Here is a 25,843-nt window from a genome sequence, read left to right on the forward strand (position 1 = left end):
CGACTGAACCTTTTACTGCGGTGCCGCTTCAAATGCGGAAAACTCGCTGACCGGATGATCCATCGGTACGACCGGTACATAACGATCCGCTACATATTCGCGACGCATCTCCAGCTCAGCGCCGGTGATCGCCATCTGCAGCTGATCATCGGCCATACGCAACTCATCCAGCTCTACGGCGTATTTGGAGGCGCCAATACCGAGAAAACCGCCACGCGAGATCACCGCATACACCCGGCCGCTGACCCGGCCACCGACAACCTCATCTATCGCACCCAACACCTCACCATCAACACCGATCACCTCCCGGTCGACCAGCTCTTGCGGGCTCTTGTTGTACATCATGAGGACTTCGGGCGTTGCGAAGGTGGTCTGCGGTGCGCTCTGTTGCGTTTTGGTCGCAGGCATCGGCGCCGGAGAGGCCTCCTCCACCACGACCGTCTCACTCTGGCTACCTTCCGCCTTCAATGACGGTGCTGCATCCTCTGCGGCCCAAACCTGAGTCGAAAACAGCGCGCTCACCGCAGTTGCCAACATAAACTGACGATATTCCATTTTCATGTGAACCTCCCGATTACGATTAGTTAAATCCATCCGGGGAAACCTGTTTCCGGATGGGTAACCAAGTGATCGCAAGTTCCAAGCCAACTCCGTCATCCGGGGCAAAACAATAAAATAACCTGTTGATGTTAAAAGTAAAAAAATCAAACCAAGACCAAGATTGGCGACCTATCCGCTAGCAACGCCCCGCTACCACCCCCGATCCTGTCGTCTACCGGCGACCGGGCCGGTTCAGGGCTCCAGTTCGGCGGCGAGCAGGTCGGTTTGCGGACAGCGGTTCAGCACCAGCTGCGGCGGATCAAACGAAAATGTGAATGTGCCTACCTGCTTCAACGCACTGAGCCCGAGAATCTGCCGGGTTTTGCCGGGAAAGACTGCCGCCTCGATATCGTTCAGCCGACAGTCGCCTATCTTCAGGCTCGACAGTCGATAGACAGGCACGCGGATCTCCGACCCGTCAGCCAGAACGCCAACCAGATCGCGCCGATAGACAGCCTGTTCAGCCGCCTGTAAACCGGCGAGGGTCTCTTCGTTGATGGTCGTGTAACCTGATCCGGTATCAACCATAAAGTCCATGTTCTGCAAACTCCCGAGGGAGGCCTGCACATAGAAGGTAGTGGCACTACCCTCCTGCATCGGTACACGCATCTCAGTGTCGGCCGCAACCGTGGGGAGGCTAAGGGGCAGGGCGCAAAGCCCGCTAAGGGCTGCAGTTATACGAAAATTCATGACAGGCAACTCGTCTGACAACAGGGTTAAGGCAGCGGTGCCGACTCTGCACTGCCGCTCGCTAATACGCCCTCCCCTGGCCTTTGCACCTTAAACCCCGTTCGTTGCACACCCCGAGGTTATCTCTGTGTCCCTAAACATTGAGCCGCGCGCTGTTCAAAAAACAGTCACGACCCTCCTGCTGTTATGAAGTCTAGTTACTGAATACGCCCTTAACATTGTTCATTCGAATAATCGGAGCAACCACGCACAGCCTTCAGTTACTGCGCGGGACCTGGTCTCCAACCACGATATCGAGCCTGCCCAGCAGCAGCGCCAACCAGCTGACGATGACGAACGGTGCAGTCAGTACCGGCACACCGCTTTGCTTCAGCCATCCGGTGACCGGGACACTGAGCAGAATAGCCGCGATAAGGGGCAGAGCACCCAGATTGGGTCTGACCGAGAGCGCGATGGCAACCAGTACCGCGTTATAGGCATAGGCACCGGTAAAGATGACATCTGGCGTTGCGCCCAATAGAAAGGCGCAGCCGCTGCTGAGCACCACGGCAACCGCTCCCCAATAGAGCGCAGGACGGGACTCGAGCGCCAGTCCGGCCAGTATCAGCAGGCACGCGATCGGGTTATCCAGCAACAACACCTGGCCGAATCCGAGCAGCAGGTTGTCCAACCCGGTGTGCGTAACCGCTGCCCCGGGCGCGGGTTCGACTTCGGCAACCGCCGTGACCAGCCAGATCGAGAGAATAAACGGCGCGGTATAGGCGGGGCAGCCAATCCACGCTGAGAACCGAGGTTCCAGGAACAGACGCATCAGCCCCGCACTCAGCAGCGCCGCGATCGGCAGGATGATCATCAGCAGCGCGCTGGCCGAAGGCCAGAACAGTGCGCAGGCCAACCCCACCAGCGCCCCGTTGTACCCGTACAGCCCCTGCTCGAGATGCGCTTTGTCGGCACCCGATACCCAGGCACCGAGACAGGCGGTCAGGCTGCCGGCCACGGCAGCCAGGCACATCGGCAGCGAATTCACCGCGATAGCGGCCAGAAAACATAATCCAGTCAGGCTGTTCGATTGCAGCATGATCTGGCTGAAGCCGATCAAAAAGGACCGGATAAACTGAAGTCCTGCGGTCACGTCTCACGCTCCCACGGCGTCCGGCAGGACACCTGATGACAAAAAACGGCACCATCCAACAGGGGGTGTCGAATGGTGCCGGAATCAAGCAACGCCCCCCGCAGGCTCGAAAGGGGGAAGCCTGCGGGGTGCGGTTTTTTTCAGCGCGCCCCGATTAGAAATGCCACTTCAGCAGCAGGGAGGGGTTGCGCTCATCGACGCCGTCGATACCGAACTTGTTGTTCCAGTGCGCGTACTCGATACCGACATACACCGGCGCCTTGCTACCGAACAGCTTGCCCGCATTCCACTTCAGCTGTGAGGTGAAGTTCATCTCGGCGGCGTGGTCGGACTCTTCGCTGGACCAGTCGAGGAAACCGTCATAGAGGAACTCGGCACTGCCGAGTTCGAACGGCAGGCCCCAGGTCAGGGTCAGCTGACGATCGTCCTCTTTCAGCTCGTTGTTGACGTGATACAGGTTGACGTTGAAGTAGCGGAATCCCGGTACATTCAGGCTGACCCCGACACCGGCCAGGTAGTTATCGAACCCTTCGCCGCTCTCCCAGGTACCGGCCAGCAGCACGTCCTTCACCGGTCCGAACGACAGCTCGCTGTTGGTCAGATAGCCCAGGCTCAGGCGTGGCGACAGCTCCATGTAGTTTTCGGTGTAGCCGTTGGACGATTTCAGACGGTCGAGGAAGAAGAAGTTGTCACCCCAGTTATGACCACTGGCGTGCTCGACGGTGACCACCTGGCGGTCACTGTCCCCCACTTCATAGTCACTGCCGTTCAGGTAACTGAGGCTGAACGAGCTCCAAAGCTGCTCGGCGGATACCGAGGTTGAAAGCAGTGCGCCGGTCAGAATGCAGGCTGCGGTTTTTGTAATTGTCATCGTGTTTATCATCCTTCGTTGTTATTTTGAGGTTTCATGTCGATCAAAACGGCTGATTCGAGATGAGTTCGGCCCTGCCGGCCCGAAAGCCGGCATTGCCAAATGCGTTGATCAGTGGGTTTTACTTAAGCGGCCAGTTTCCGGGCCAGGCTCTTCTGGCGTTCGATCAGCGCCTGAAGGTCGAAGCCCTCGATCGCGCCATCGGTTACCCGCCAGCGCCCGGCGACCATCACCCGGTCCGCCTTGTGGGCACCGCAGAGCACCAGTGCCGCCAGCGGATCGCCGGCACCGGCAAAGCGCAGTTCATCCAGACGGAACAGGGCGATATCCGCCTGCATGCCAACCCTCAGCGCGCCCAGGTCAGTGCGGCCCAGGCAGCGGGCCGAGCCTTCGGTGGCCCAGAACAGCACCTTCTGGTGGGTGATCTCGGCGGCATCGTAGCGCAGCCGGCCGAGCAGAAACGCCTGGCGCACCTCCTGGATCATATTGGAGCCGTCGTTGGAGGCGGAGCCGTCGACCCCCAGCCCTACCGGACTACCTGCACGCTCAAGATCCAGCGTCGGGCAAAGCCCGGAGGCGAGCAGCATGTTGGATGAGGGGCAGTGGCAGATACCGGTACCGGCCGCGCCCAGACGGCGGATCTCCTCCTCATTGAAGTGGATACCGTGGGCCAGCCAGACCCGGTCGCTCAGCCAGCCAACTTTCTCCAGGTAATCCAGCGGTCGCAGGCCGAACATCTTGATGCAGAAGTCGGTCTCGTCATGGGTCTCGGCCAGGTGGGTGTGCAGCCGCACATTGTGCTTTTCAGCCAGACGTGCGCTGGCCTGCATCAGGCTCTCACTGACCGAGAAGGGTGAACAGGGTGCCAGCGCCACCCGGCTCATGGCGCCCTCTTCCGCCTGGTGATAGCGCTGAATCAGGCGCTCGCTGTCGGCCATGATGGCGTCTTCATCCTGCACCGTACTCTGCGGCGGCAGGCCGCCATCCTCCTCGCCCAGACTCATGGAGCCACGCGTCAGGTGCACGCGCATCCCCATCTTCTGTGCCTGCGCCATCTGGATATCGATGGCGTTCTCCAGCCCCTGCGGAAACAGGTAGTGGTGATCGCTTGCCGTGGTGCAGCCCGACAGCAGCAGCTCGGCCAGCGCCACCTGGGTCGATACCTCGACCATCTCCTCCCCCAGCCGCGCCCACACCGGATACAGGCTTTTCAGCCAGCTGAACAGGGATTTGTTCAGCGCCGCCGGAAAGGCGCGGGTCAGGGTCTGATAGAAGTGGTGATGGCTGTTGATCAACCCGGGCAGCAGCACATGCTCGCGAGCATCGAACACCTGGTCGACCGGTGCGGCCGGGGTCTCGCCGGCGGCCAGCACCTCGGCAATCCGCGTACCTTCGACCACCAGGCCTCCGGCGCAGGTGCTGTCCAGGGTCGCCAGAGGCGATTTAATCCAGATACGTTGAGCGCTGTTCACTCTGCTACTCCAATTGATCGGTATTGATTACTTATTTTGCCACGCTGGAGACGGTTGCCGCGGTCATGGCGAGGTTTTCATCTGACGCCTCTCCGCTCTCGGCCGGCTCCTGCTCATACGCCTCGGCGGTATGGGGCGCGGCATCCAGATGATGCGGCAGCAACAGGTTCAGGAAGATCGCGGACAGGGCACCAATGGTCAGCGGTGAGCCGATGATGTTCTTGATATCATCCGGCATGGCAGACAGTACCTCGGGCACACCTGCAACACCCAACCCCATGCCGATCGAGATCGCGGTGATCAGCATGTTGCGGCGGTTAAGTCCGGCTTCGGCGATGATCTTGACCCCGGCCATCGCCACGGTACCGAACATGATCAGCGTAGCACCACCCAGCACCGGCTTCGGCATCTGCTGCAGCACGCCGCCGATAATCGGGAACAGTCCCAGCAGCGCCAGGATCGCGGCGATAAACAGCGCCACATGTCGGCTCGCCACACCGGTCAGCTGGATCACACCGTTGTTCTGGCTGAAGGTGGTCATCGGTAGGCTGTTCAGGGAAGAGGCGATCGCAGAGTTCACACCGTCGGCCAGCACGCCGGCCTTGATTCTGCGAATGTAGATGGGGCCATCCACCGGCTGCTTCGACACCATGCTGTTCGCGGTCAGGTCGCCTGTGGTTTCCAGCGCGGTGATGACATAGATGATCGCAATCGGCAGGAACGCGGCGAAATCAAAACTGAAGCCGTATTTGAACGGCACCGGAATCGCGATCAGCGACAGTTCACTCAAACCGCTGAAGTCCACCTTGCCGATCGACCAGGCGGCGACAAAGCCCAGGGTCAGGCCGATGATCACCGCACTCAGCCGCAGCATATGCACCTGGAAGCGGTTGAAGATCACGATGGTAATCAGCACCAGTCCTGCCAGTGCCAGGTTGACCGGCGCGCCCATATCCGGCGCCCCGAAACCACCGGCGATATCGGTCATGGCAACCTGGATCAGGGAAAGACCGATCAGGGTAATGATCGTACCGGTCACCACCGGCGTAATGATATGTCGCAGCTTCTCGATAAACCGGCTCAGGAAGATCTCGACAAATGCGGCCAGGAAGCAGACCCCGAAGATGGTTGAAAGGATCTCCTCCGGCCCGCCGCCGTTGCCCTTGACGATAAAACCAGCGGCCAGAATCGAGCTCAGGAACGCGAAACTGGTGCCCTGTACACAGAGCAAACCGGAACCGACCGGGCCAATACGCCGCGCCTGTATAAAGGTACCGATACCGGAGACGATCAGCGCCATGCTCACCAGGTAGGGCACTTCACTGCCCAGCCCCAATACGCCACCGACGATCAGCGTCGGTGTGATGATACCGATAAAGCTCGCCAGCACGTGCTGGAGCGCAGCGAAAACCGATACCGAAAACCTAGGTTTATCATCCAGTCCATAGACCAGATCGATCGAAGAGCTGTGCTTTGCCATTGTGAAAATACCCTAGTTATTTTTGTTGGTCTCTCCCCGCTCCTCTCCCGAGCGAGGTCGTCACAAGCTGTCCGGCAGATGTCTAGCCTGCGCAGGGTTAAAGCTAATTTATCGACCACTTATTGTCCACAAAATAACAAACATCCTGTATTCACTATATGAAATACTATGCACACCTTCGAACAAATATAGATAAAACAAAATAAATTCAATTTGTTAACCCTATATCCCTGAACAGCCACAGCCCAGATATCGACACGATTCGAGGGGATACGGAACCTCAAAGTGAACAGAAAGCAGGGGCAGGAACGAGGAAACCGGAAAACAATAAATGTATACAAAACATTATGAAAAAAAGTACACAAGACCAATTTGACCAATTGAACAGGATTTATATCTATATCCGCGGGATCGGTCGATGAAATTCACTAAAAATCTGCACGCTTAAGTGTTTTCTACCGGAAAATGGGGGATTGACACCTGACCCACAGGTCAAATTATAAGTTGACTTGAAAGTCAGCTTTTACTTTAATCAATCCATACTCAACGAGCACGAGCCCGCGACAAACACGGCTCCGTAATAAACATAAGCAAAGAAGGAGGCCCTCCTTGATCAGGTTCTTACTCAACAGAGAGCTGCGGGTCGAAGACCATCTGGACCCCAACATGACGGTGCTGAACTATCTGCGCACCCAGGCCCGCAAGACCGGTACCAAGGAGGGCTGCGCCTCTGGAGACTGCGGCGCCTGTACCGTGGTACTGGGTGAGCTGGATGGCGACCGCATCCGCTACCGCAGCGTCAACTCATGCCTGACCTTCGTCTCCGCACTGAACGGCAAGCAACTGATCACCGTTGAGGACCTGAAACAGGGCGACCGTCTGCACCCCGCCCAGCAGGCGATGGTGGACTGTCACGGCAGCCAGTGCGGCTTCTGCACACCGGGCATCGTGATGTCGATGTTTGCGCTAGGCAAGAATGTCGGCAAGCCGGAGAAGGAGCAGATTCACGAAGCGCTGGCCGGCAACCTGTGCCGCTGCACCGGCTACCGCCCCATCGTCGAAGCGGCGGAAAAGATGTACGACGATCTCACCCCTGACAGCTTCGATCGCGAGCAGGCCGAAACTCTCGCCCGCCTGCGCGAGATACAGCCCCGGGCCCAGGTCGAACTGAGCAACGGCAAAAGAAAAGCTTACAATCCGACCACGCTGGCCGAACTGGCCGCACTGAAAGAGCAGCATCCCGACGCCCGCCTGGTCGCCGGTGGTACCGACCTGGCGCTGGAGGTGACCCAGCTGCGCAAGGAGATCGGCACCCTGATCTATGTCGGCGATATCGCCGAGATGAAGCAGATTCAGGTGTTCGATGATCGCATCGAGCTCGGTGCCGCCGCATCGCTGACCGACTGCTACCAGGCTTTAAGCAACGACTATCCCGATTTCGGCGCCCTGCTCCACAGGTTCGCCTCCCTGCAGATCCGCAACCAGGGCACCCTGGGCGGCAATATCGGCAATGCCTCGCCGATTGGCGACTCTCCCCCAGCCCTGATCGCCCTCGGCGCGCAGTTGGTTCTGCGCCAAGGTGAACAGAGCCGCAGCCTTGATCTGCAGGATTACTTTATTGACTACAAGGTCACCGCCCAGCAGCCGGGCGAGTTCATCGAAAAGGTGATCGTGCCAAGAGCCGCCAACAACGGCGAGTTCCGCAGCTACAAGATCTCCAAGCGGATCGATGATGACATCTCCGCCGTACTCGGCTGCTTCAACCTGGTGATCCGCGATGGCCGGGTCCAGTCCGCCCGCGTCGCCTTCGGCGGTATGGCCGCGATTCCGAAGCGCGCCAGCCAGTGCGAACAGGCACTGGCCGGGGCCGAGTGGAACCACGACACCATCGAAAAGGCGAAGGCGGCGCTGGCACAGGATTTCAGCCCGATCTCCGATTTCCGCGCCTCCCGCGAGTACCGCCAGCTGACGGCAGTGAACCTGCTGACCCGGTACTTTGTCGAGCTTGAATCCCCAGAAGTTGAAACACGGGTGACCGCATATGTCTAACCATCATCAGAACAAGAAAAGCTACGCCGAGATGCTGGAACTGGTTAAACAGGACCTGACCACCGGCGTCGGCCGCAGCGTCAAACATGAAAGCGCGGCGAAGCAGGTAAGCGGTGAAGCGATCTATGTCGACGACCGCCTCGAGTTCCCAAACCAGTTGCACGTCTATGCCCGCATGTCGGATAAAGCCCATGCCCGCATCACCAGGCTGGATGTGAGCCCCTGCTACAACTTCCCGGGCGTGGCGATCGCCATCACCGCCAAGGATGTACCGGGCCAGCTGGATATCGGTGCCGTCCTTCCGGGCGACCCGCTGCTGGCCGACGGTCTGGTCGAGTACTACGGTCAGCCGGTACTGGCGGTTGCCGCCAATGACCTGGACACCGCGCGCCAGGCAGCGATGGACGCCATCGTCGAGTACGAAGAGCTGGAGCCGGTACTCTCCGTCGAACAGGCGCTGGAGCAGGAACACTTCGTCAGCGAGCCGCACACCCACAAGCGCGGTGATTCCGCCGCGGCGCTGGCGTCTGCCAAGTACAGGATTTCGGGCCGCGCCCATATTGGCGGTCAGGAGCACTTCTACCTCGAGACCCAAATCTCTTCGGTTGTGCCCACCGAAGATGGCGGCATGATCGTATTCACCTCCAGCCAGAACCCCACCGAGGTGCAGAAGCTGGTGGCCGAAGTGCTCGGCGTCTCCTTCAACAAGATACAGATCGATATGCGCCGCATGGGCGGCGGTTTCGGCGGCAAGGAGACCCAGGCCGCAGGCCCGGCCTGTATTGCCGCCGTGGTCGCACACCACACCCGTCGTCCGGCCAAGATGCGCCTGCCGCGTATGGAAGACATGATGATGACCGGCAAGCGTCACCCCTTCTTCAACCAGTACGAGGTCGGCTTTGACGACGAAGGCCGGATCACCGGTTGCGAGATGAAGCTGGCCGGCAACTGCGGCTACTCGCCGGACCTGTCCAACTCCATCGTCGACCGCGCCATGTTCCACAGCGACAACGGCTACTACCTGGGCGATGCCACTATCACTGGCTACCGCTGCAAGACCAACCTGGCCTCCAACACCGCCTACCGCGGTTTCGGCGGTCCCCAGGGGCTGATCATGCCGGAGATCATTCTGGACGATATCGCCCGCCGTCTGGGCAAGGACCCGCTGGAGGTGCGCAAGCTCAACCTCTACGGCGGCGAAGGCCGGGATACCACCCACTACTTCCAGAAGGTAGAGGACAATGCGCTGCCGGAGATGATCGATGACCTGGAGCGGAGCAGCGACTACCAGGCCCGCCGCCAGGCGATCCGCGAGTACAACGCCAAGAGTCCGATCCTGAAGAAGGGTCTGGCACTGACCCCGGTAAAGTTCGGTATCTCCTTTACCGCCACCTTCCTGAACCAGGCCGGTGCGCTGATCCATATCTACACCGATGGCAGCATCCACCTGAACCACGGCGGTACCGAGATGGGACAGGGCCTGAACACCAAGGTTGCCCAAGTGGTGGCCGAGGAGTTCCAGGTCGACTTCGATACCATCCAGATCACCGCCACCAATACCGACAAGGTGCCGAACACCTCGCCGACGGCGGCCTCCTCCGGTGCCGACCTGAACGGCAAGGCGGCGCAGAACGCGGCCCGCACCATCAAGCAGCGCCTGGTCGAGTTCTCCGCCCGTCACTTCAACGTGACCGAAGAGGATGTCACCTTCCGCAACAACCACGTGGTGATCCGCGATCAGGTGATGCCGTTCGCCGAGTTTATCCAGCTGGCGTACTTCAACCAGATCTCGCTGTCGAGCACCGGCTTCTACCGTACGCCGAAGATCTATTACGACCGCGACACCGCCCGTGGCCGCCCGTTCTACTACTACGCCTACGGCTGCGCCTGCAGCGAGGTGGTGGTCGACACCCTGACCGGCGAGTACAAGATCCTGCGCGCCGACATCCTGCACGACGTCGGCGCCTCGCTGAACCCGGCGATCGATATCGGTCAGGTCGAGGGGGCCTTCGTCCAGGGTGCCGGCTGGCTGACCTCGGAGGAGCTGGTCTGGAACGACAAGGGACGGCTGATGACCTCGGGCCCGGCCAGCTACAAGATCCCGGCGGTTACCGATATGCCGATCGATTTCCGGGTACGACTGGTGGAGAACCGCAAGAATGCTGAGGACACCGTGTACCACTCCAAGGCCGTCGGCGAACCCCCGTTCATGCTCGGTATCTCCGTGTTCTGCGCCATCAAGGACGCCATTGCCAGTGTCGCCGACTACCGGGTCAGCCCGGCCATCGATGCACCGGCCACCCCCGAGCGGGTGCTCTGGGCGATCCGCGATATGGAGCAGCAGCGCCAGCAGACCCACAGCGAAGCGGTCGCTGAAACCGTATAACCCGGCACCCACGACAACAAAAACCGCTAATACGAGCAGGGGAGCAGAACGATGAACAGCGAGTGGATCAAGGCCCTGAACCGGCTTGAAGCCGACGCCACCCCGGCGGTGTTGATCACCGTCGTGGATGAACGCGGCTCCACCCCCCGCAATGCCGGCGCCAAGATGGTGGTCAGCGAGGCAGAGCGCTTCGACACCATCGGCGGCGGCCACCTGGAGCACAAGTCGATCAAGATTGCCCGTGCCATGCTCGAGGAGAAGCAGACCCAGCCGCGCCTGGAGCGCTTCTCCCTCGGCGCCAGCCTGGGGCAGTGCTGCGGCGGCGCCACCACGCTGCTGTTCGAGCCGCTCAACACCGGCATCGTGCAGATCGCCCTGTTCGGTGCCGGCCATGTGGCCCGTGCCCTGGTGCCGATCCTGGCCACCCTGCCCTGCCGCATCCGCTGGATCGACTCCCGCGAGGATGAGTTTCCCGCTCACATCCCCGACGGGGTCGAGAAGGTGGTCAACGAGTTCCCGGTGGACGAGATCGCGACGCAAGCGGCGGACAGCTACTTCATCGTGATGACCCATAATCACCAGCTCGATCAGGAGCTGACCGAAGCGATACTTAAACGTAACGACTTCAACTATTTCGGACTGATCGGCTCACAGACCAAGCGTAAGAAGTTCGAGCACAGACTGAAGGCCAAGGGCTTTGACGAAGCGCTGTTGGAACGGATGACCTGCCCGATGGGCATACCGGAAGTAAAGGGTAAACTGCCCGCCGAGATCGCGGTCTCCGTGGCCGGCGAGGTGATCGCCCGGTATAACGCCGCGTTCGGCAACAAAGCCAACGCCCCAATGGACACACCTGCGGTGGATCGGCTGGCGATCTGACGCCCGGCCGATCCACCGCCCCAGTTACTCAATATTGCTACTCAATACCGCTACGTAATACCGGAATAACCGACATGACACACACCACCGCGCCCTCAACCGCAATCGCCTACCGCGCCGCCATCCTCGACAGCCTGGGCGACCCGGCAGAGCTGGGGATCGAGAACAGCTATCGCTACTTTGAAGACGGCATGATGGTGGTTGAGGAGGGACGCATCACCGCCCTCGGCCACGCCTCGGAGATCATCAAGGGGCTGAGCGCGGGCACCGAGATCCGCCATTACCAGGACGCCCTGATCACCCCGGGCTTTATCGACACCCATATCCACTATCCGCAGACCGGCATGATCGCCTCCTATGGCGATCAGCTGCTCGACTGGCTGGAAAACTACACCTTCCCCGCCGAGCAAAAATTCGCCGACCCGGCCCACGCCGAACAGGTCTCGGAGATCTTCCTCAACGAGCTGCTGAGCAACGGCACCACCACCGCGCTGGTGTTCGGTACCGTGCATCCGCAGTCGGTGGATGCCTTCTTCAGCAGCGCTGAAAAGCGCAACTTGCGGATGATCGCCGGCAAGGTGCTGATGGATCGCAACGCCCCGGAAGCGCTGACCGACACCCCGGAGAGCGGCTACCGCGACAGCAAGGCGCTGATCGAGCGCTGGCACGGCAAGGGCCGCCTGCACTACGCCGTCACCCCGCGCTTCGCGCCCACCAGTAGCCCGGAGCAGCTGGCCACGGCGGGACAGCTGCTGCGCGAGTACGACGGCCTGTACATGCACACCCACCTGTCGGAGAACCGCAACGAGATCGAATGGGTCAAGGCGCTGTTTCCGGAGCAGAACGGTTACCTGGATGTGTACGACCACCACCACCTGCTCGGTCAGCGCTCCGTGTTTGCCCACGGCGTGCACCTGTGCGACGAGGAGTGCCGACGCCTGGCCGAAACCGACTCTGCCATCGCCTTCTGCCCCACCTCCAACCTGTTCCTCGGCAGCGGCCTGTTCAACCTGCCGCAGGCGGAACAGCACAAGATCAAGGTCGGCCTCGGCACCGATGTCGGCGCAGGCACCAGCTTCTCGATGCTGCAGACGATCAACGAGGCGTACAAGGTGATGCAGCTGCAGGGTAAGAAACTGCACCCGTTCAAGTCGTTCTATCTGGCCACCCTGGGCGGTGCCCGCGCTCTGCAACTGGAGCAGCAGATCGGCACCCTTGAACCGGGCAGCGAAGCGGACTTCGTGGTGCTGGATTACAACGCCACCCCGCTGATGAGCTACCGCATGCAGCAGGCCAAGGATCTGGAGGAGCGTCTGTTCGTGCTGATGACCCTGGGCGATGACCGGTCGATCAAACAGACCTATGCCATGGGCGAGGCGGTGTACAGCCGCGATTGATCTATCGCAAGATCTCGGTTCCGCCAAGCTTGCAGACATCCTGATCGCCCGCCGATCGTGCCCGACCGATAAATCAGTGATGGAAGTACTCCATTAGGCCTTGAAGCAGATCTCCAAGAAATGAACTATGCCGATACGGGACTGGAAACAGGCGATGAGCCTGTTCATGATCCCGTTCGGCGACCGGATGTCGCGGTGATAAACAGCCACCTACACAGAAAAATCTACAGTCTCGAATGTGAGATGTATGGTAGTGTAGTGAAAATTAATCATAAAGCCGAACTGATTTAGTCAATAATTAAGGGAAAAATATGACTGGCTTCAGAATTTTCTTACACTGTTTTGTGGCGCTGCTGATAATTCAGACAAATACAGCCATAGGTGCGAATAGCGAGCAGGAAGTAACAGACAAAAAAGTACTTTCGATATTTAACAAGTTAGATAAAAACCTCAGCAAGCTTGAAGGATTTGTTGATACAGCCATTCCTGCCGTACCTCTTAAAAGCGCTCAGAGTAAGCAGTCAAAATCCATATTCAAAGGAGTTGAAAGTGACCTTAAAAAACTTTCCAAGTCCTACCCGGATATTGACGCATCGAATTATAGAAACCGATTTACCTCTCTAAAGTCCTTTCTTGAAAACAAGGAAAATGAGCCTACCAGCCCGGCGGCAAAAGATATCGAGAATATGATGATGCATGTTCTGTATCTTGAGATGGATCCTGACAAACGCAGTGAAAGTGCGTCTCGAAATTTCTACACTGAAACCTTTAAAGCTTCTACCAAGTTAGCTGAAGCCCAGGAAAAAGACCCTGATTATGACTTTTCCGTATTAATAGAAAGATTCGCTCCCCATGCTCAAAAATTTGTCGAAGATAGTGGTCGTTTGTTACCACATCTATCTGGTTACGCGGAGTACATGAGAGCAGATGAACTGCAAAGTAAGGCTGACGCCTATGTGCTCGCTGGAGCGGCATTAAGCTATAAAGCCGAATTGGACAAGATGGTTGTGGAGATAGATAAAAATCTTGCTCTATCAAAAGAAAAAGGGCCGAAATACTTTAAACCTTCGAAGGCTGAAGCACAGCTTGATTTTACCAAACAGGTTTTAGTTGCAGCAGCGCGTAACGAGCTTAAAGAATTTGATAAGATTGACACTCAATGTCAGACGGAAAATATTGGAAAAGTTGTCTTTGCAAACAAAAAGCTTGAAGACAACTGCGAGAGTAGCAGCTTCATCGAAAGCTATGAAGTCGGACAGCCTCTCTACTTGCGCGCAGCATTCGAAGATATCGCCAGTAACGCTTACGTCAAAATGCGAAATCACGAGCGCACACCGGGCGTTCATGGTGGAATTGAACAGAAGATTGTATTTTCTTTGGATGGAAAAGAAGTATTTACCTTTATTCCTTTTTTAGTCTCTGAAGAAATGGATCGTCCGGCAACATCTTCGGTATTAATGGATACTACTCGATTAGACCATAAAGAGTTTTTTAGACATTTTGACAAAGTTTTGCTGGAAATGGCTAGCACTGGAAAAGACAAGGCAAATTTCGGGATTGAGGTATATGCATACAATAGTACCAAGCAACCCGGTGTCCCCAATGATGGCCCTCTATTGGCCAAGGGGGAAATTTTAATTGATGCGAGTAGCGATGCTGCGAAAAAATTCATGAGAGAAGGGAAGTTGGCGATCAGCTCACCTGGTGAACTGGATGATTCTCTACATGACATGGCAGTGGCTGCATTAGAAAGAAACAAAGTAGAATATGATTTATTCCACATTACCAGTGACCAAATGACGATAGTTAAAAACGTATTAGATATTCCTTTGAAGCGAGTAGTAAGGGGTATTATTGTTAGTAAATCCGATGATAATCGTTGTACAGCATATCCCCAGTGGTTTGCTCAAGTTTTCGATGGAACTGGTTATACAAAAGGGGTTTCCTTAGACAAAAGAGAACATTCGAAAGGGGTCTCATGCTCTTCGGTTGAGCAATACCTTTAAGAAATTCAAACGGGGGCAAAAAGGTTTTCCTGTGAAGACCTTTTTGCCTTCCACCAGATCCGTAACTCGCTGAAGCACGTGGCCAACAAGAACCTGAAAGCCTCTATGGCCGACCTAAAGGGCGTTTACCGTCCAGTTTAACAGGGCCACTCAGCTCAGTTTACGACTGCGGACATTGGAGAAGATCGCCTTCAGGTCGTTGTCCGCGGCCTCTTCGTCCAGACTCAGCTTGTGCTCGATATGATCCAGGTGATGCATCATCAGCGCCACCGCCTTGTCCTTGTCCCGCTGTGCGATGGCGTCGATCAGCTCGAAGTGCTCGTCATAGGAGCAGTGTGACTTGGTCTCACCCTTCTCAAACTGGGCGATGATCAGTGAACAGAGCGACACCAGGCTGCGCTGGAAACTGAGTAACGGCGGATTCTTCGCCATCTCCGCCAGGCGCAGATGAAACTCGCCGGACAGGCGGATACCGGCACCGAGATCGCCACGATCGAAGCAGGCCCGCTCGTCACGTACCAACTGTTTCAGCTGCTCGATCTGGTCCGTTTCGGCGTTGTCGCACACCAGCTCGGTGACCGCTTTCTCCACCACCCGGCGGGCAAAGACGATCTGCCGCGCTTCATCGATGGTAGGGCTGGCCACCACGGCACCGCGGTTCGGCCGCAACACGACAACCTGTTCATAGCCGAGCCGGGACAGCGCACGCCGGATGATGGTACGGCTGACACCGAAGATCTCGCCCAGTGACTCCTCGTTCAGCTTGGTTCCGGGCGGTAGCCGCTGCTCCAGAATGGCGTCGAAGATATGCTCATAGACGATGTCATCCTGGGTTTTCTTCTCACCCTTTTTCGGATCGCTTTTCTTGATTTCGGTTAACCGACTCATAAGGCCTCATTAGCTGTGCTCTGGCGTGGTGACGACACCGGATAAGGATATTCACGCTATCAGGGCGGATAGATAAATCGTACACAATGACCTAATTTTTGTACACATTAATCCCTAACCAAGCACTTGCGTATGCTCCACCGACTGCGGGCATCCCCTCTTTCGCCTGGTCCGCCAATCAAGCCAGCTGCCATCGCTCGCCCGCGTTACGCATCAATCGCATTCATCGACTTTGCGTTTCGCTGTATGAAAAAACCTGACTCCCGGGTTGATTTTTATGTATACAATTCTATTATGGCTTTAAGCACAATCTTCATAGGGACAGTGCCCAGGGGAAGCCATGAACAGGTCGGTGTAATCCCATCCTGACTTGCTCACAGCTTCTCTGGTTTCCAAGGAATGAAACACAACATCCCCCGGCAGTCGAACGCGTTTGACGGCCAGCCATAAAAATAAATAGGGGCGACAGCGCCCCCATTGAGGAGATAAAGTTGTGGAAAGCATACAGCAACAAGAAGTAGCGCTGGACACGGCCATGTCAGACCAAGCTCCGTCAGATCGACGCGCATCAGGCCAACGCCGTTTTATCGACCGTTTCTTCAAACTGCAGGAACACAGGACCAACGTGCGGACCGAGGTGATCGCGGGCCTGACCACGTTCATCACCATGTCCTACATCATGTTCCTGAACCCGATCATCATGTCCAAAACCGGCATGCCGTTCGATGGCCTGTTCCTGGCCACCTGTATAGGTGCCGCGATTGCGACGATCTTTATGGGTATCTATGCCAACTGGCCGATCGGACTGGCGCCGGGCATGGGGCTCAACGCCTTCTTTACCTTCACGGTTGTCCTGGAGATGGACTACAGCTGGCAGGTCGCGCTGGGGGCCGTGTTCCTGTCCGGGGTACTGTTCGTCGCCATGAGCGTGACCCGGCTGCGTGAATGGATGCTCAACAGCATACCGCTCAGCCTGCGTCTGGCGATGACCGCCGGTGTCGGCCTGTTCCTCGGCTTTATCGGCCTGCGTTTTACCGGCATCGTCGTCCCTAACGCGGACAACGTGGTCGCCCTGGCCGATCTGACCCACTTCGGTTTCGGTCAGTTTGGCCCCGAAGCGCCGGCGCTGGGCCTGCTGAGCTTCCTGCTGATCAGTATCCTCAGCTACCGCCGCGTATTCGGCTCGGTAATTCTGGGCATCGGTATCACCACCGCTGTCGCCTTCCTGATGGCAGCGGTACTTCCCTATGACTTCTTCACCGTCAGCGTTGATTGGGCGCCCGCCTCCGGCTTCGTGTCCTGGCCCGAGGGTGGACTGGTTGCAGTGCCCAACTTTGCCGACCTGTCACCAGTGTTCATGCAGCTGGATATCGCCGGGGCCTTTGAAGTCGCGCTGATCCCCGTGATCATCACCTTCCTGTTCGTCAATATCTTCGACACCGCCGGCACCCTGATGGGCGTTGCCCAGCGCGCCAACCTGCAGGATGAGAACGGCAATATCGAAGGTCTGGACAAGTCACTCAAGGCGGACTCCATCTCCTCCGTGATCGGCACCGCCTTCGGTTGCCCGCCGGTGACCTCATATGTGGAATCCGCAGCCGGCGTATCGGCAGGTGGACGTACCGGCCTGACCGCCGTGGTGATCGGTGTGATGTTCCTGTTCGGCCTGTTCCTGCTGCCGCTGGCGCAGATGCTGCCCGGGTTTGCGGTGGACGGCGCGCTGATCTACGTCGCCATGCTGATGATGGGCTCGCTGGCCAAGATCGACTGGGAGGACATGACCGAGTTTACCCCGGCCATCCTGACCACTATCATGATGCCGCTGACCTTCTCCATCGCCAACGGCATTGCGGTCGGCTTTGTCTCCTACACCGCATTGAAGCTGTGTACCGGCAAGGCATCCTCGATCAGTGCCGGTGTCTGGGCCCTGACGGCGATCTTCGTGGCCAAGTTTATCTTCCTGCCCTAACAACGGCAGAAGCTGAATCGACAGACCGAGCCCCCTTATATACAAGGGGGCTCTTTGCGTGAGTGATACCACCATGACATTTGAAAGCTGGTCCCTGTTCTGCCTGGCCTCCCTGCTGGTGATCCTGATCCCCGGCCCGCTGTCGCTGCTGATGGTGGCCAACAGCCTGAACCACGGCATCCGGCGCAGCCTGCCCGCTTTCTTTGGCGGCACCCTCGCCTCGCTGAGCCTGCTGCTGGCCTCCGCCACCGGCCTGGGCGCGCTGCTGTCGGCCTCGGAAACCCTGTTCTCGCTGATCCGCTATGCCGGTGCGCTCTACCTGATCTGGCTGGGCTACAAGGCCTGGCGCGAGGCGGGACAGCATCAGACGGCAAGCGATGCACAGCCGATCAAGCCTGTCGCCTCGCGGATGTTCCTGCGCGCCTTTACCCTGGGGATCAGCAATCCGAAGGACATCCTGTTCTTCGTCGCCTTCCTGCCGCAGTTCATCGCACCGGACACCGCCCTGCTGCCGCAGTTGCTGGTGATGTGCCTGAGCTGGTGCCTGCTCGACCTGATCTGCAAACTGGCCTACGGCAGCGGCGCCCGTCTGCTGACCCCGGTGCTGAAAAACGGCCGTAACCTGCAGCACTTCAACCGCGCCAGCGCCGGCCTGTTCGTCGGCATTGGTGGTGCGGTGCTGATCAAATGATCCTTATGGGAATATATTTGCTCATTATGGGAGATAACTCCTTTTTTTGAGCAAAAATATTCTCAAAAAGAACGTTGCCGTGCTAATTTTGTGAAAAATATTTCACAAAATTGATATGTACCTAACCGTCGAGATATTCCACAGTGGGCAGTGGTTTCCAGCTGCCAGTCTTGAGCTGATCGATCCGAAACTCGGACGCCTGAGCCCCGTGCGTCTGGTCTACCAGCAGAACTATGCGTTGGATTGGATGTTCAGCGACGACGAACATGCCTGCAGCCTGAACCTGCCGGTCGAGCTGATGATGACGCATGACAGCAGACACTGGTTCGGTTTTCTCGACGATATAGCCCCCTCCGGCGCCGGACGGCGTTACTGGATAGATCATTTGGGACTGGGTAATCTGCCCCAAGCGGAACAGGACACGCTGCTACTGCAAAAAGGCAGTATCGCACCGGTCGGCAATCTGAGAATCAGAGAAGCCTTGCCACAGAAGCCCGAGCGACTGACCCAACATCGATTTTCGCCACAGGATGTGATCGAGCGGCAGATCGACTTTCTCGAGTATGCACAGGAGATGGGGGCGGTCAGTGGTGGTGCCACTGGCGCAGCAGGCGAAGCGCCAAAGCTGTTGATCCGTTGTTCAGATAAGGATGAGGTGTGGATCGATACCTGGCAGGATGAGGTCGACAATCTGGATCAGCACTATCTGGTCAAATTTCCCCGCGGAAAAGCTTCGGATAGGGATGCAGATATTCTAAGGGCCGAGTTCCATTTCTATCATGAGCTCACCGCACTCGGCATCGACACGATCGATACGTCAAAGATGCAACTGCATGAGGGGAGCCGCTACCCCTCCCTTTGGCTACCTCGTTTCGATGTCCGTTACGAGACCGGCCGGGTCGAGCATTTTGGTCTCGAATCCGTCTTCTCTTTGCTCGATAAAGCGCCGGGCAGCAATCTCAACCATTTCGATGTGCTGAGGTCCTTGGTCTCGAAGCTGAACAAGCAGTATCGGGTGACTGAACTGGGATCGACATTCGATCAGCAGCGCTTTGTTGCTCAGTGGCTGGAGCGCGATTTGTTGAACCTTATCTTTGGCAACTCGGACAATCACGGCCGCAATACGGCGCTCATAAAACGGCCAGAGGGGATATGGTTGGCACCGGTGTACGACTTTGCGCCGATGAAAGTGGACCCTGAAGAGGTGCTGCGTACCATGAAGTGGGGAAGCCCGTACGAACAAGCGGGCGATCTGGACTGGCAGGCAATTGTTGATCAGCTGTCGGATCTCGCTGACTCCAACCTTCTCATGCAGGTCTTGCGGGTCTTGGCCGCCAAGCTGGTGGGCTTGAAAGACAGACTGTTGGCGCGCGGTGTCTCCGAATCGTTGTTGGCGATACCGGCATTAGGAATGAACAGCATCGACAAACGTCTTCAGCTATGGGGGTTGCTATGAAGCCGCTGACCGGCCAGGAGCGAGAGGCGCTGCTGCGCAAGCTGCTGTTGCAGCTTTACAGTGGCGAGATCAGCGAAGGCGCTATGCTGCGACAATTGCGCAAGGAGGTACTGGGGCTGACGCAGGAGCGCTATGCTGCACTGGTCGGTATCAGCCGGCGCACCCTGTCAGAGATTGAACGTGACAAGGCGCAGCTGACTCTCAGTGTATACTCCGCCGTTTTCAAGCCGCTTGGACTGAAACCTGGTCTACTGCCCCGCAGCGATACCTTGCTGCAGTCCATGTTGAAAGAATGATCATGGAGCGCCCTCATATCACTGTCGGCGCCCCCGTCGCCCCCCCAGGCCCGATATTGGCTACCTTACGTCACAGCCGGATGCTCCCCGATAGCGACTCTCTTTTCATAATCAGCCGCCGCCTCGATCAGGCCTCGGAAGACCCGACTCTCACCTTCATTGATCTGGTACTCCGGATGCCACTGGAAGCCGAGGCAGAAGCTCTGGCCGGGGATTTCGATCGCTTCGATGACCCGGTCGGATGAGACTGCACTGACCAGAATCTCCGGTGGGATATCCTTCACCGACTGGTGGTGGACGCTGTTGACCTCGGCGCTGCCAGCACCAAAGAGTTGAGCAATTCGGGTACCTGGCGTAAAGCTGACGCTGTGGCTGGCGACATCGTGGGGTTCCGGCTGCATATGCTCCAGCGGCGTTTTAACGCCGGTCGGGATATCCTGAATCAGCTTGGCGCCATTGGCGACCGCGATCAGTTGCATGCCGCCGCAGATGCCGATCATCGGTATATCCCGCTGCAACGCCCCGAGCACCAAGCGGCGTTCGAACTCGGTTCGCCCCTCCTTGGTCACCAGCCCGCCCTTGATATCCGTCTCGCCGTAAAGCTCGGGCCTGATATCGTACATGCCACCGCTGATCACCAATCCGTCGACCAGATCGAGATACGCATCAACCTGATCGATAGCGTGGGGCAGACACACCGGCGTACCACCGGCATTTTGGATCGCCGTGCAGTAGTTTTCCCGCAACGCATACCAAGGCTCTCTGGCATAAGTGGGCTGATACTCGATATCCAGCGTAATACCAATATAAATTGAGCGATTCATGCCTAGTTCCTATAAGCAAAAATATTGAATGAACACGCCATTAGCGGCGTATTAACTTCGTGTTAGAGCAGTGATTAATTAGATACCGGCTGATAATCCAAGACGATTTCCGGCAACAGCAGCGACAGGTCGGGAACGAAAGTCGTGGCGATCAGCACCGGGAAATAACCGAAGAAAATAAAGGCCAGCGAATAGCCGATCATCCGGGGCAACGACGAATCACCGATCAAACCCGCAAAATAGAGAATCGGGGCGGTCGGCGGCGTAATAAGCCCCATACCGAGATTGACACCGACTATCGCGCCGAAGTGGACCGGATCGACGCCCAGGCTCTGGGCGACGGGCAGCAGCATCGGCGATGCCAGCAGCACACCGCTGATATCATCCAGGAACATCCCCACCAGCAGCAGGAACAGATTGATCAGCATCAGCAGCACCAGCTTGTTGTCGCTGATGCCGAGCATGAACTCCAGCACCACCTGGGGGACGTTTTCCAGCGTCCAGATACGGGCCAGCATCGACGAGAAGAACACCAGTATCATCAGTACCGCCGCGATCTGGCCGGTCTTCCAGGCCACATCGGAAAACGAGCGGAACGACAGTCCGCGGTAGATGAACAGGGCCACCGGGATCGAATAGACCACGGCGATGGCGGCCGCTTCCGTCGGTGTGGTGATGCCGCCGTAGATGCAGCCCAGGATAATCACCGGCATGGCCAGGCCGAATGCTGCCCGCTTGGTCTTGTACCAGGCATCCAACCGACTTTCCCGAAACGTTCGCGCCGGCGGTTCGATAACCGGCATCTTGCGGGTCAGCAGATAGTTGATCACCGACAGGCAGCTGATCAGCAGCAGCGCCGGGATGATCGGCGCCAGAAACATGGCGGTAATCGAGGTATTGGTGACCCAGCCGTACAGGATCATCGATGAACTCGGCGGTATCAGCAGTGCCAGCACCGAGGATGCCGCGACCAACGCTGTGGCGTAGCCCCGGTCGTAACCGCGCTCCACCATCTTCGGAATCATGATCGAACCGATGGCGGCCACGGCCGCGGTCGACATACCGGATATGGCGCCGAAGATCGCGGTGGAGAACACCACCACCACGCCCAAGCCGCCTTTCACCCGTGCCACCAGGCTTTCCGCCAGGTCGATCAGGCGGTGCGCTATCCCGCCGCTGGTCATCAGGCCGCCGGCGAAGATATACAGAGGGATCGCCAACAGGATCAGCGACGACAGTTTGCTGAATCCCGACGACACCAGGAAGTTGCTGTTGGGGAAATCTCCCATAAAAAACATGAACAGGGCCGCCGCGGCGAAGCACAACGGGGCCGGGACGCCCATGAACAGCAACCCGATCAAGATAATGGCGTCAATAATTACTTCGAAGCTCATAAGGGTGCCGTCTCTTGCGTTGTGTTATTTGTCTGTTGGTCGTCCAGCTCGGCCAATGACCTGTAGGGCTGCCTTTTGACAAAGCAGATCAGCCGCCTGAGAAACTCCACTGTCGAATAGAGCTGCATCAATACAAGGCCGAACACCATCGCGAAGTGGACGTAATAGAGAGGAAAACGAAGCTCCGGTGATTTAGGCGCGCGCAGCAGGCTCCACTGGAAATAATCGACACATATCCAGAGCACACAGGCTACGAGAACCAGGGAGATCAGGCTGACCAGGATATGGTAAAGATCTTTTTTGCGTGGCGATTCCAGCATTAGATCGATCACACCGGCGCAAATGTGATTACCCCGGTAGGTGCCATAACCCGCACCGGTAAAATAGAGCCATACGGCAAGATATACGGCGATCTCCTCCACGCCGAAGAGCGGTAGATCAAACAGGTAGCGGATAACCACCTGAACGAAAACCAGGGCGGAAAAGGCCACCATTGCCACCCCCATAAGGATTTTCTGCGACAGCAACAGGCCGTGGTGCAGTCTGGTCCAGATACCTGCGTTCATGCATTCACCTGTGTCTGGTAGTTTTGCGTTGGAAAGGCAGGATGCGGCGGTTCCGACAGGGCGGAACCGCTGGCAGGGGCCGTTACTGAATGCCCAGTGCGACCTTCAGACGCGCCAGGTTTTCCGCACCGATTTCGCCCTCGATTTGGGGCCAGACATCACTGCGGACAGCCGCGGCGGTACGTTCAAGCTCCTCCTTGCTGAGTTCGACAACCTCGATGCCCTTATCACGCATCTGCTGCAGAAACTTCTGGTGCTCCTGCTCGGCGACTTTGAAACGCTCGGCCGAGAGTTCGGCGGCGGCTTTCTTCAGAGCGTTGCGCTGTTCCGGCGGCAGATTATCGAACCGGGGCTTGTTGACGGCGATGAACGACACTTCGAAGTGATCGTTGTTCTGCACCCACATCTTGGCGATATCGGCGAAGTTGTTCATCGTCAGCTCAGGCGTGGCGCCGATCGCACCGTCGACCACACCGGTCTGCATCGCCGTGTACAGATCTGACCAGGGGATCGGGGCGGTCTTGTAGCCCAGCCGATCCAGTAGCGCCTGATGAGTGGTGCCACCCGGCCATACCCGGATCTTCAGGCCCTGCTCGGCATTGGGGTCACGTGGATGCGGTGCCGGCTTGGTATAAACGATGCCGCCCATGCCGGAAACGAATGCGCCAAGGATCTGGATATCCTGCTCGGCCAGCGCCTGGTTGATGATGTCAAAGACCACCCCGCCTTCGGAGAACGCTTTCCGGCCGGACTCAAAATCAAGCGCCGCATAAGGGAACCACTGCAGCGCGAGTACCTCGTTAAAGGTGTTCGACAGCGGCTGGATGGCCAGGTCGATAGTGCCCTCCATCACCTGCTCATGTACCTCGACCCAGTCGCCCAACTGACTGGCGGGAAAGACCTTAACCTCGAGTTGACCGTCGCTGTAGCGTCCCACCCGGGCGGCGAACTCGTTGGCAAACTCCACCACCGTGGATTGCGGCGGCTCGATGGCGGACAGGCGCAGCGTTTCGCCGGCAACGGCCGGCAAAGCGGTGGAGAGAATAGACGCGGCAAGCGCCAGCGCGCTTAGGGGCTTAAAACGGTTTAACAGATTCATGGCGTGCTTCCTGATTTTTCTTGTTTTGGATCAGCGGTGTTCCGCTACACGACGAATGTAGAGAGTCGCGAAGGGCTCGCCAATTTTGCATATGGCACACCGAGACGCCGTAAGTGCGTCAGGCCTGACGCACGCGGTGCATCCCGACAATGGGCCCACGAGCGCAGCGGGCCGGATCGATTGGCTTGCCCCGACAAGCCCGCTAAGCTTGTGCTTTCCAGCGATAGCCAGACGCCCCGTCGCGAGAGTAGGAAGTCATTACGATGGATTTCGTTCAGAACCTGAAATTGCTGTGCAGTTTTTACAATTCCACGGCCGAAGTGTGCCGCAAGATGGGGGTCAACCGAACGCAGTTCAACAAGTACCTCAGCGGCCAGATTCAGCCATCCAAAGCCAATTTGAAGATCATCTGTGATTTCTTCGGCGTCGAAGAGTTTGAAATACTGATGCCCCATGAGAAGTTCAGGCAGGAGGTAATGCCTGACCATACGCTGGCCCAGCAGCATCCCGCTCTGCCCACCTATTTCAGCAAGATGATGGAGCTTTACGACCAGTCCAGAATCGGCCTGGGACGCTATGTGGGCTGGTACTACGAATATTATTACTCGCTCGGATTCCCAGGGCGGATCTTCTGCTCGCTGATCGAGATCACACCCCGGCAGGACGGCATTGGCTTTTCCCGCTACGAGCGACTGATCCCGGTGGCAGCGAAGGGACGGAAGGTGACCCACTGCCACTACCGGGGCATTGCGATCAACCTATGTGATCGCATCTTCCTGATGGATTACGAAACCCTGACCATCAACGAGATCACCCAAACGGTACTGTTCCCCTCCTACAAGAGCCAACTGACCCGCCTGTTCGGCGTCAAAATCGGCGTATCCTCGAAAAGCCACCGCGAACCCGCCTGTACCCGGGTGATGTACCAGTTCCTGGGTGAAAGTATCGACTTCAGGAAGCATTTCCGGCACTGCGGTCTTTACCAGCCGGATGAAGTGGACGCCGATATCAGGGAAGCTATCGATAACCGGCAGGAACGTGACAATCCGCTGTTTATCGCAATCGGGGAATAGTGTTTATCGGCAACGCGAATGCTGCGTTGCGGAAACGCTTCCAAGTTAAAACCGCCTTTCCCGTAAAGGCTCGGTGAAACTAAAAAGCCGCCGGAACTACCCGACGGCTTTTCCAATTGAACGCATCTGCCTAATCGACCGGGCCGATCAGCTACCCCGATAGGTCGAATAGCTGTACGGCGAGATCAGCAGCGGCACATGGTAGTGCTCTGCCTCGTCAGCGATGCCGAAGCGCAGCACCACGTTATCCAGAAACGCCGGTTCCGGCAGTTCGACACCGCGACGGCGGTAGTAATCGCCGACGCTGAATTCCAGCTCATACACGCCCTTCTGAAAATCCTCACCCTCCAGCACCGGCTGGTCGCAGCGTCCGTCGTCGTTGGTCAGTGTGCGCTTGATCAGCTCACGGCTCTGATCGCTGCCGATACGGTAGAGCGCAACCGGTATATCCTGGCCGGGACAGCCATGAGCGGAATCCAGCACATGCGTAGTCAAGTAACCCATAGATCACTATTCCTCTGTTTCTTCTTCTGTTCAGCCAGGACTGCCCAAGCACCCTCCAGCCAGTTCGCCTCACTATAGAACAACCAACACAAAAAGAACAACAATAACTAATTATTGTATA

Annotated in this window: 22 protein-coding genes and 1 pseudogene; 11 read left to right on the forward strand and 12 right to left on the reverse strand. The window is 57.5% G+C overall.

Features of this window, described 5'->3' with window-relative positions:
- Positions 1-12: 12 nt before the first annotated feature.
- The 6 genes from KQ940_RS09630 to KQ940_RS09655 form a co-directional block, all read right to left on the reverse strand.
- Entirely contained in the window at positions 13-561 is a 549-nt protein-coding gene (locus KQ940_RS09630; RefSeq protein WP_217413318.1) for a PRC-barrel domain-containing protein, read from the reverse strand.
- Positions 562-792: 231 nt separating this feature from the next.
- Positions 793-1,290 (reverse strand): retropepsin-like aspartic protease family protein, encoded by a 498-nt coding sequence (locus KQ940_RS09635; RefSeq protein WP_217413319.1) that lies wholly within the window; start codon positions 1,288-1,290, stop codon positions 793-795.
- 256 nt (positions 1,291-1,546) lie between these two features.
- Positions 1,547-2,422 (reverse strand): urea transporter, encoded by an 876-nt coding sequence (locus tag KQ940_RS09640; RefSeq protein ID WP_217413320.1) that lies wholly within the window; start codon positions 2,420-2,422, stop codon positions 1,547-1,549.
- A gap of 154 nt (positions 2,423-2,576) precedes the next feature.
- Positions 2,577-3,293 (reverse strand): DUF5020 family protein, encoded by a 717-nt coding sequence (locus tag KQ940_RS09645; protein WP_217413322.1) that lies wholly within the window; start codon positions 3,291-3,293, stop codon positions 2,577-2,579.
- A gap of 125 nt (positions 3,294-3,418) precedes the next feature.
- Positions 3,419-4,765, reverse strand: coding sequence for an 8-oxoguanine deaminase (locus KQ940_RS09650; RefSeq protein WP_343222641.1), 1,347 nt, complete (start codon positions 4,763-4,765; stop codon positions 3,419-3,421).
- A 31-nt stretch (positions 4,766-4,796) separates the two neighbouring features.
- Positions 4,797-6,245, reverse strand: coding sequence for a nucleobase:cation symporter-2 family protein (locus KQ940_RS09655; protein WP_217413323.1), 1,449 nt, complete (start codon positions 6,243-6,245; stop codon positions 4,797-4,799).
- 609 nt (positions 6,246-6,854) lie between these two features.
- On the opposite strand from KQ940_RS09655, the gene xdhA reads away from it, so the two are divergent.
- The 6 genes and pseudogenes from xdhA (at position 6,855) to KQ940_RS09680 (ending at position 14,962) form a co-directional block, all read left to right on the forward strand.
- A complete protein-coding gene (gene xdhA / locus KQ940_RS09660) occupies positions 6,855-8,294 on the forward strand; it encodes a xanthine dehydrogenase small subunit (protein ID WP_217413326.1) in 1,440 nt (479 codons plus the stop codon).
- A complete protein-coding gene (xdhB, locus tag KQ940_RS09665; protein ID WP_217413328.1) occupies positions 8,287-10,680 on the forward strand; it encodes a xanthine dehydrogenase molybdopterin binding subunit in 2,394 nt (797 codons plus the stop codon). Before xdhA ends, xdhB begins: the two co-directional genes overlap by 8 nt.
- A 51-nt stretch (positions 10,681-10,731) precedes the next feature.
- A complete protein-coding gene (gene xdhC / locus KQ940_RS09670) occupies positions 10,732-11,559 on the forward strand; it encodes a xanthine dehydrogenase accessory protein XdhC (RefSeq protein WP_217413329.1) in 828 nt (275 codons plus the stop codon).
- Between the two features lie 74 nt (positions 11,560-11,633).
- Positions 11,634-12,956: a guanine deaminase gene (gene guaD / locus KQ940_RS09675; RefSeq protein ID WP_217413330.1), complete on the forward strand. Its 1,323-nt coding sequence runs from the start codon at positions 11,634-11,636 to the stop codon at positions 12,954-12,956.
- A 46-nt stretch (positions 12,957-13,002) separates the two neighbouring features.
- A pseudogene (locus tag KQ940_RS23200) lies at positions 13,003-13,155 on the forward strand (IS256 family transposase); the annotation flags it as partial.
- Positions 13,156-13,267: 112 nt separating this feature from the next.
- Positions 13,268-14,962, forward strand: coding sequence for a hypothetical protein (locus tag KQ940_RS09680; RefSeq protein ID WP_217413331.1), 1,695 nt, complete (start codon positions 13,268-13,270; stop codon positions 14,960-14,962).
- A 150-nt stretch (positions 14,963-15,112) separates the two neighbouring features.
- Here KQ940_RS09680 and KQ940_RS09685 read toward each other — a convergent pair whose 3' ends face one another.
- Positions 15,113-15,850: a GntR family transcriptional regulator gene (locus tag KQ940_RS09685; protein WP_217413332.1), complete on the reverse strand. Its 738-nt coding sequence runs from the start codon at positions 15,848-15,850 to the stop codon at positions 15,113-15,115.
- 535 nt (positions 15,851-16,385) lie between these two features.
- Between KQ940_RS09685 and KQ940_RS09690 the strand changes: the two genes are divergently transcribed.
- From KQ940_RS09690 to KQ940_RS09705, 4 genes are all read left to right on the forward strand, one after another.
- Positions 16,386-17,819 carry an NCS2 family permease gene (locus tag KQ940_RS09690; protein ID WP_217413333.1) on the forward strand — a complete coding sequence of 478 codons (1,434 nt, stop codon included), beginning with the start codon at positions 16,386-16,388 and terminating at the stop codon, positions 17,817-17,819.
- A gap of 58 nt (positions 17,820-17,877) precedes the next feature.
- Positions 17,878-18,510 (forward strand): LysE family translocator, encoded by a 633-nt coding sequence (locus tag KQ940_RS09695; protein ID WP_217413334.1) that lies wholly within the window; start codon positions 17,878-17,880, stop codon positions 18,508-18,510.
- A gap of 115 nt (positions 18,511-18,625) precedes the next feature.
- The gene (locus tag KQ940_RS09700; RefSeq protein WP_217413335.1) at positions 18,626-19,966 is read left to right on the forward strand and encodes a type II toxin-antitoxin system HipA family toxin; all 1,341 of its coding nucleotides are present in this window, start codon (positions 18,626-18,628) and stop codon (positions 19,964-19,966) included.
- The gene (locus KQ940_RS09705; protein ID WP_217413336.1) at positions 19,963-20,262 is read left to right on the forward strand and encodes a helix-turn-helix transcriptional regulator; all 300 of its coding nucleotides are present in this window, start codon (positions 19,963-19,965) and stop codon (positions 20,260-20,262) included. The genes KQ940_RS09700 and KQ940_RS09705 overlap by 4 nt, the downstream gene beginning before the upstream one ends.
- 65 nt (positions 20,263-20,327) lie before the next feature.
- On the opposite strand, the gene KQ940_RS09710 is transcribed toward KQ940_RS09705, so the two are convergent.
- The 4 genes from KQ940_RS09710 to dctP form a co-directional block, all read right to left on the reverse strand.
- Positions 20,328-21,086, reverse strand: coding sequence for a gamma-glutamyl-gamma-aminobutyrate hydrolase family protein (locus KQ940_RS09710; RefSeq protein WP_217413337.1), 759 nt, complete (start codon positions 21,084-21,086; stop codon positions 20,328-20,330).
- 74 nt (positions 21,087-21,160) lie between these two features.
- A complete protein-coding gene (locus tag KQ940_RS09715) occupies positions 21,161-22,480 on the reverse strand; it encodes a TRAP transporter large permease (protein ID WP_217413338.1) in 1,320 nt (439 codons plus the stop codon).
- Complete coding sequence (locus KQ940_RS09720; protein WP_217413339.1) at positions 22,477-23,046, reverse strand: TRAP transporter small permease; 570 nt, start codon at positions 23,044-23,046, stop codon at positions 22,477-22,479. The genes KQ940_RS09715 and KQ940_RS09720 overlap by 4 nt, the downstream gene beginning before the upstream one ends.
- 82 nt (positions 23,047-23,128) lie before the next feature.
- Entirely contained in the window at positions 23,129-24,145 is a 1,017-nt protein-coding gene (gene dctP / locus KQ940_RS09725; protein ID WP_217413341.1) for a TRAP transporter substrate-binding protein DctP, read from the reverse strand.
- Between the two features lie 263 nt (positions 24,146-24,408).
- Here dctP and KQ940_RS09730 point away from each other — a divergent pair, with 263 nt between their 5' ends.
- Complete coding sequence (locus tag KQ940_RS09730) at positions 24,409-25,218, forward strand: helix-turn-helix domain-containing protein (protein WP_217413342.1); 810 nt, start codon at positions 24,409-24,411, stop codon at positions 25,216-25,218.
- Between the two features lie 147 nt (positions 25,219-25,365).
- On the opposite strand, the gene uraH is transcribed toward KQ940_RS09730, so the two are convergent.
- Complete coding sequence (uraH, locus tag KQ940_RS09735; protein WP_217413343.1) at positions 25,366-25,722, reverse strand: hydroxyisourate hydrolase; 357 nt, start codon at positions 25,720-25,722, stop codon at positions 25,366-25,368.
- Between the last annotated feature and the right edge of the window lie 121 nt (positions 25,723-25,843).

Source organism: Marinobacterium ramblicola, assembly GCF_019084545.1.
In the GTDB taxonomy this organism is placed as follows: Bacteria; Pseudomonadota; Gammaproteobacteria; order Pseudomonadales; family Balneatricaceae; genus Marinobacterium_D; species Marinobacterium_D ramblicola.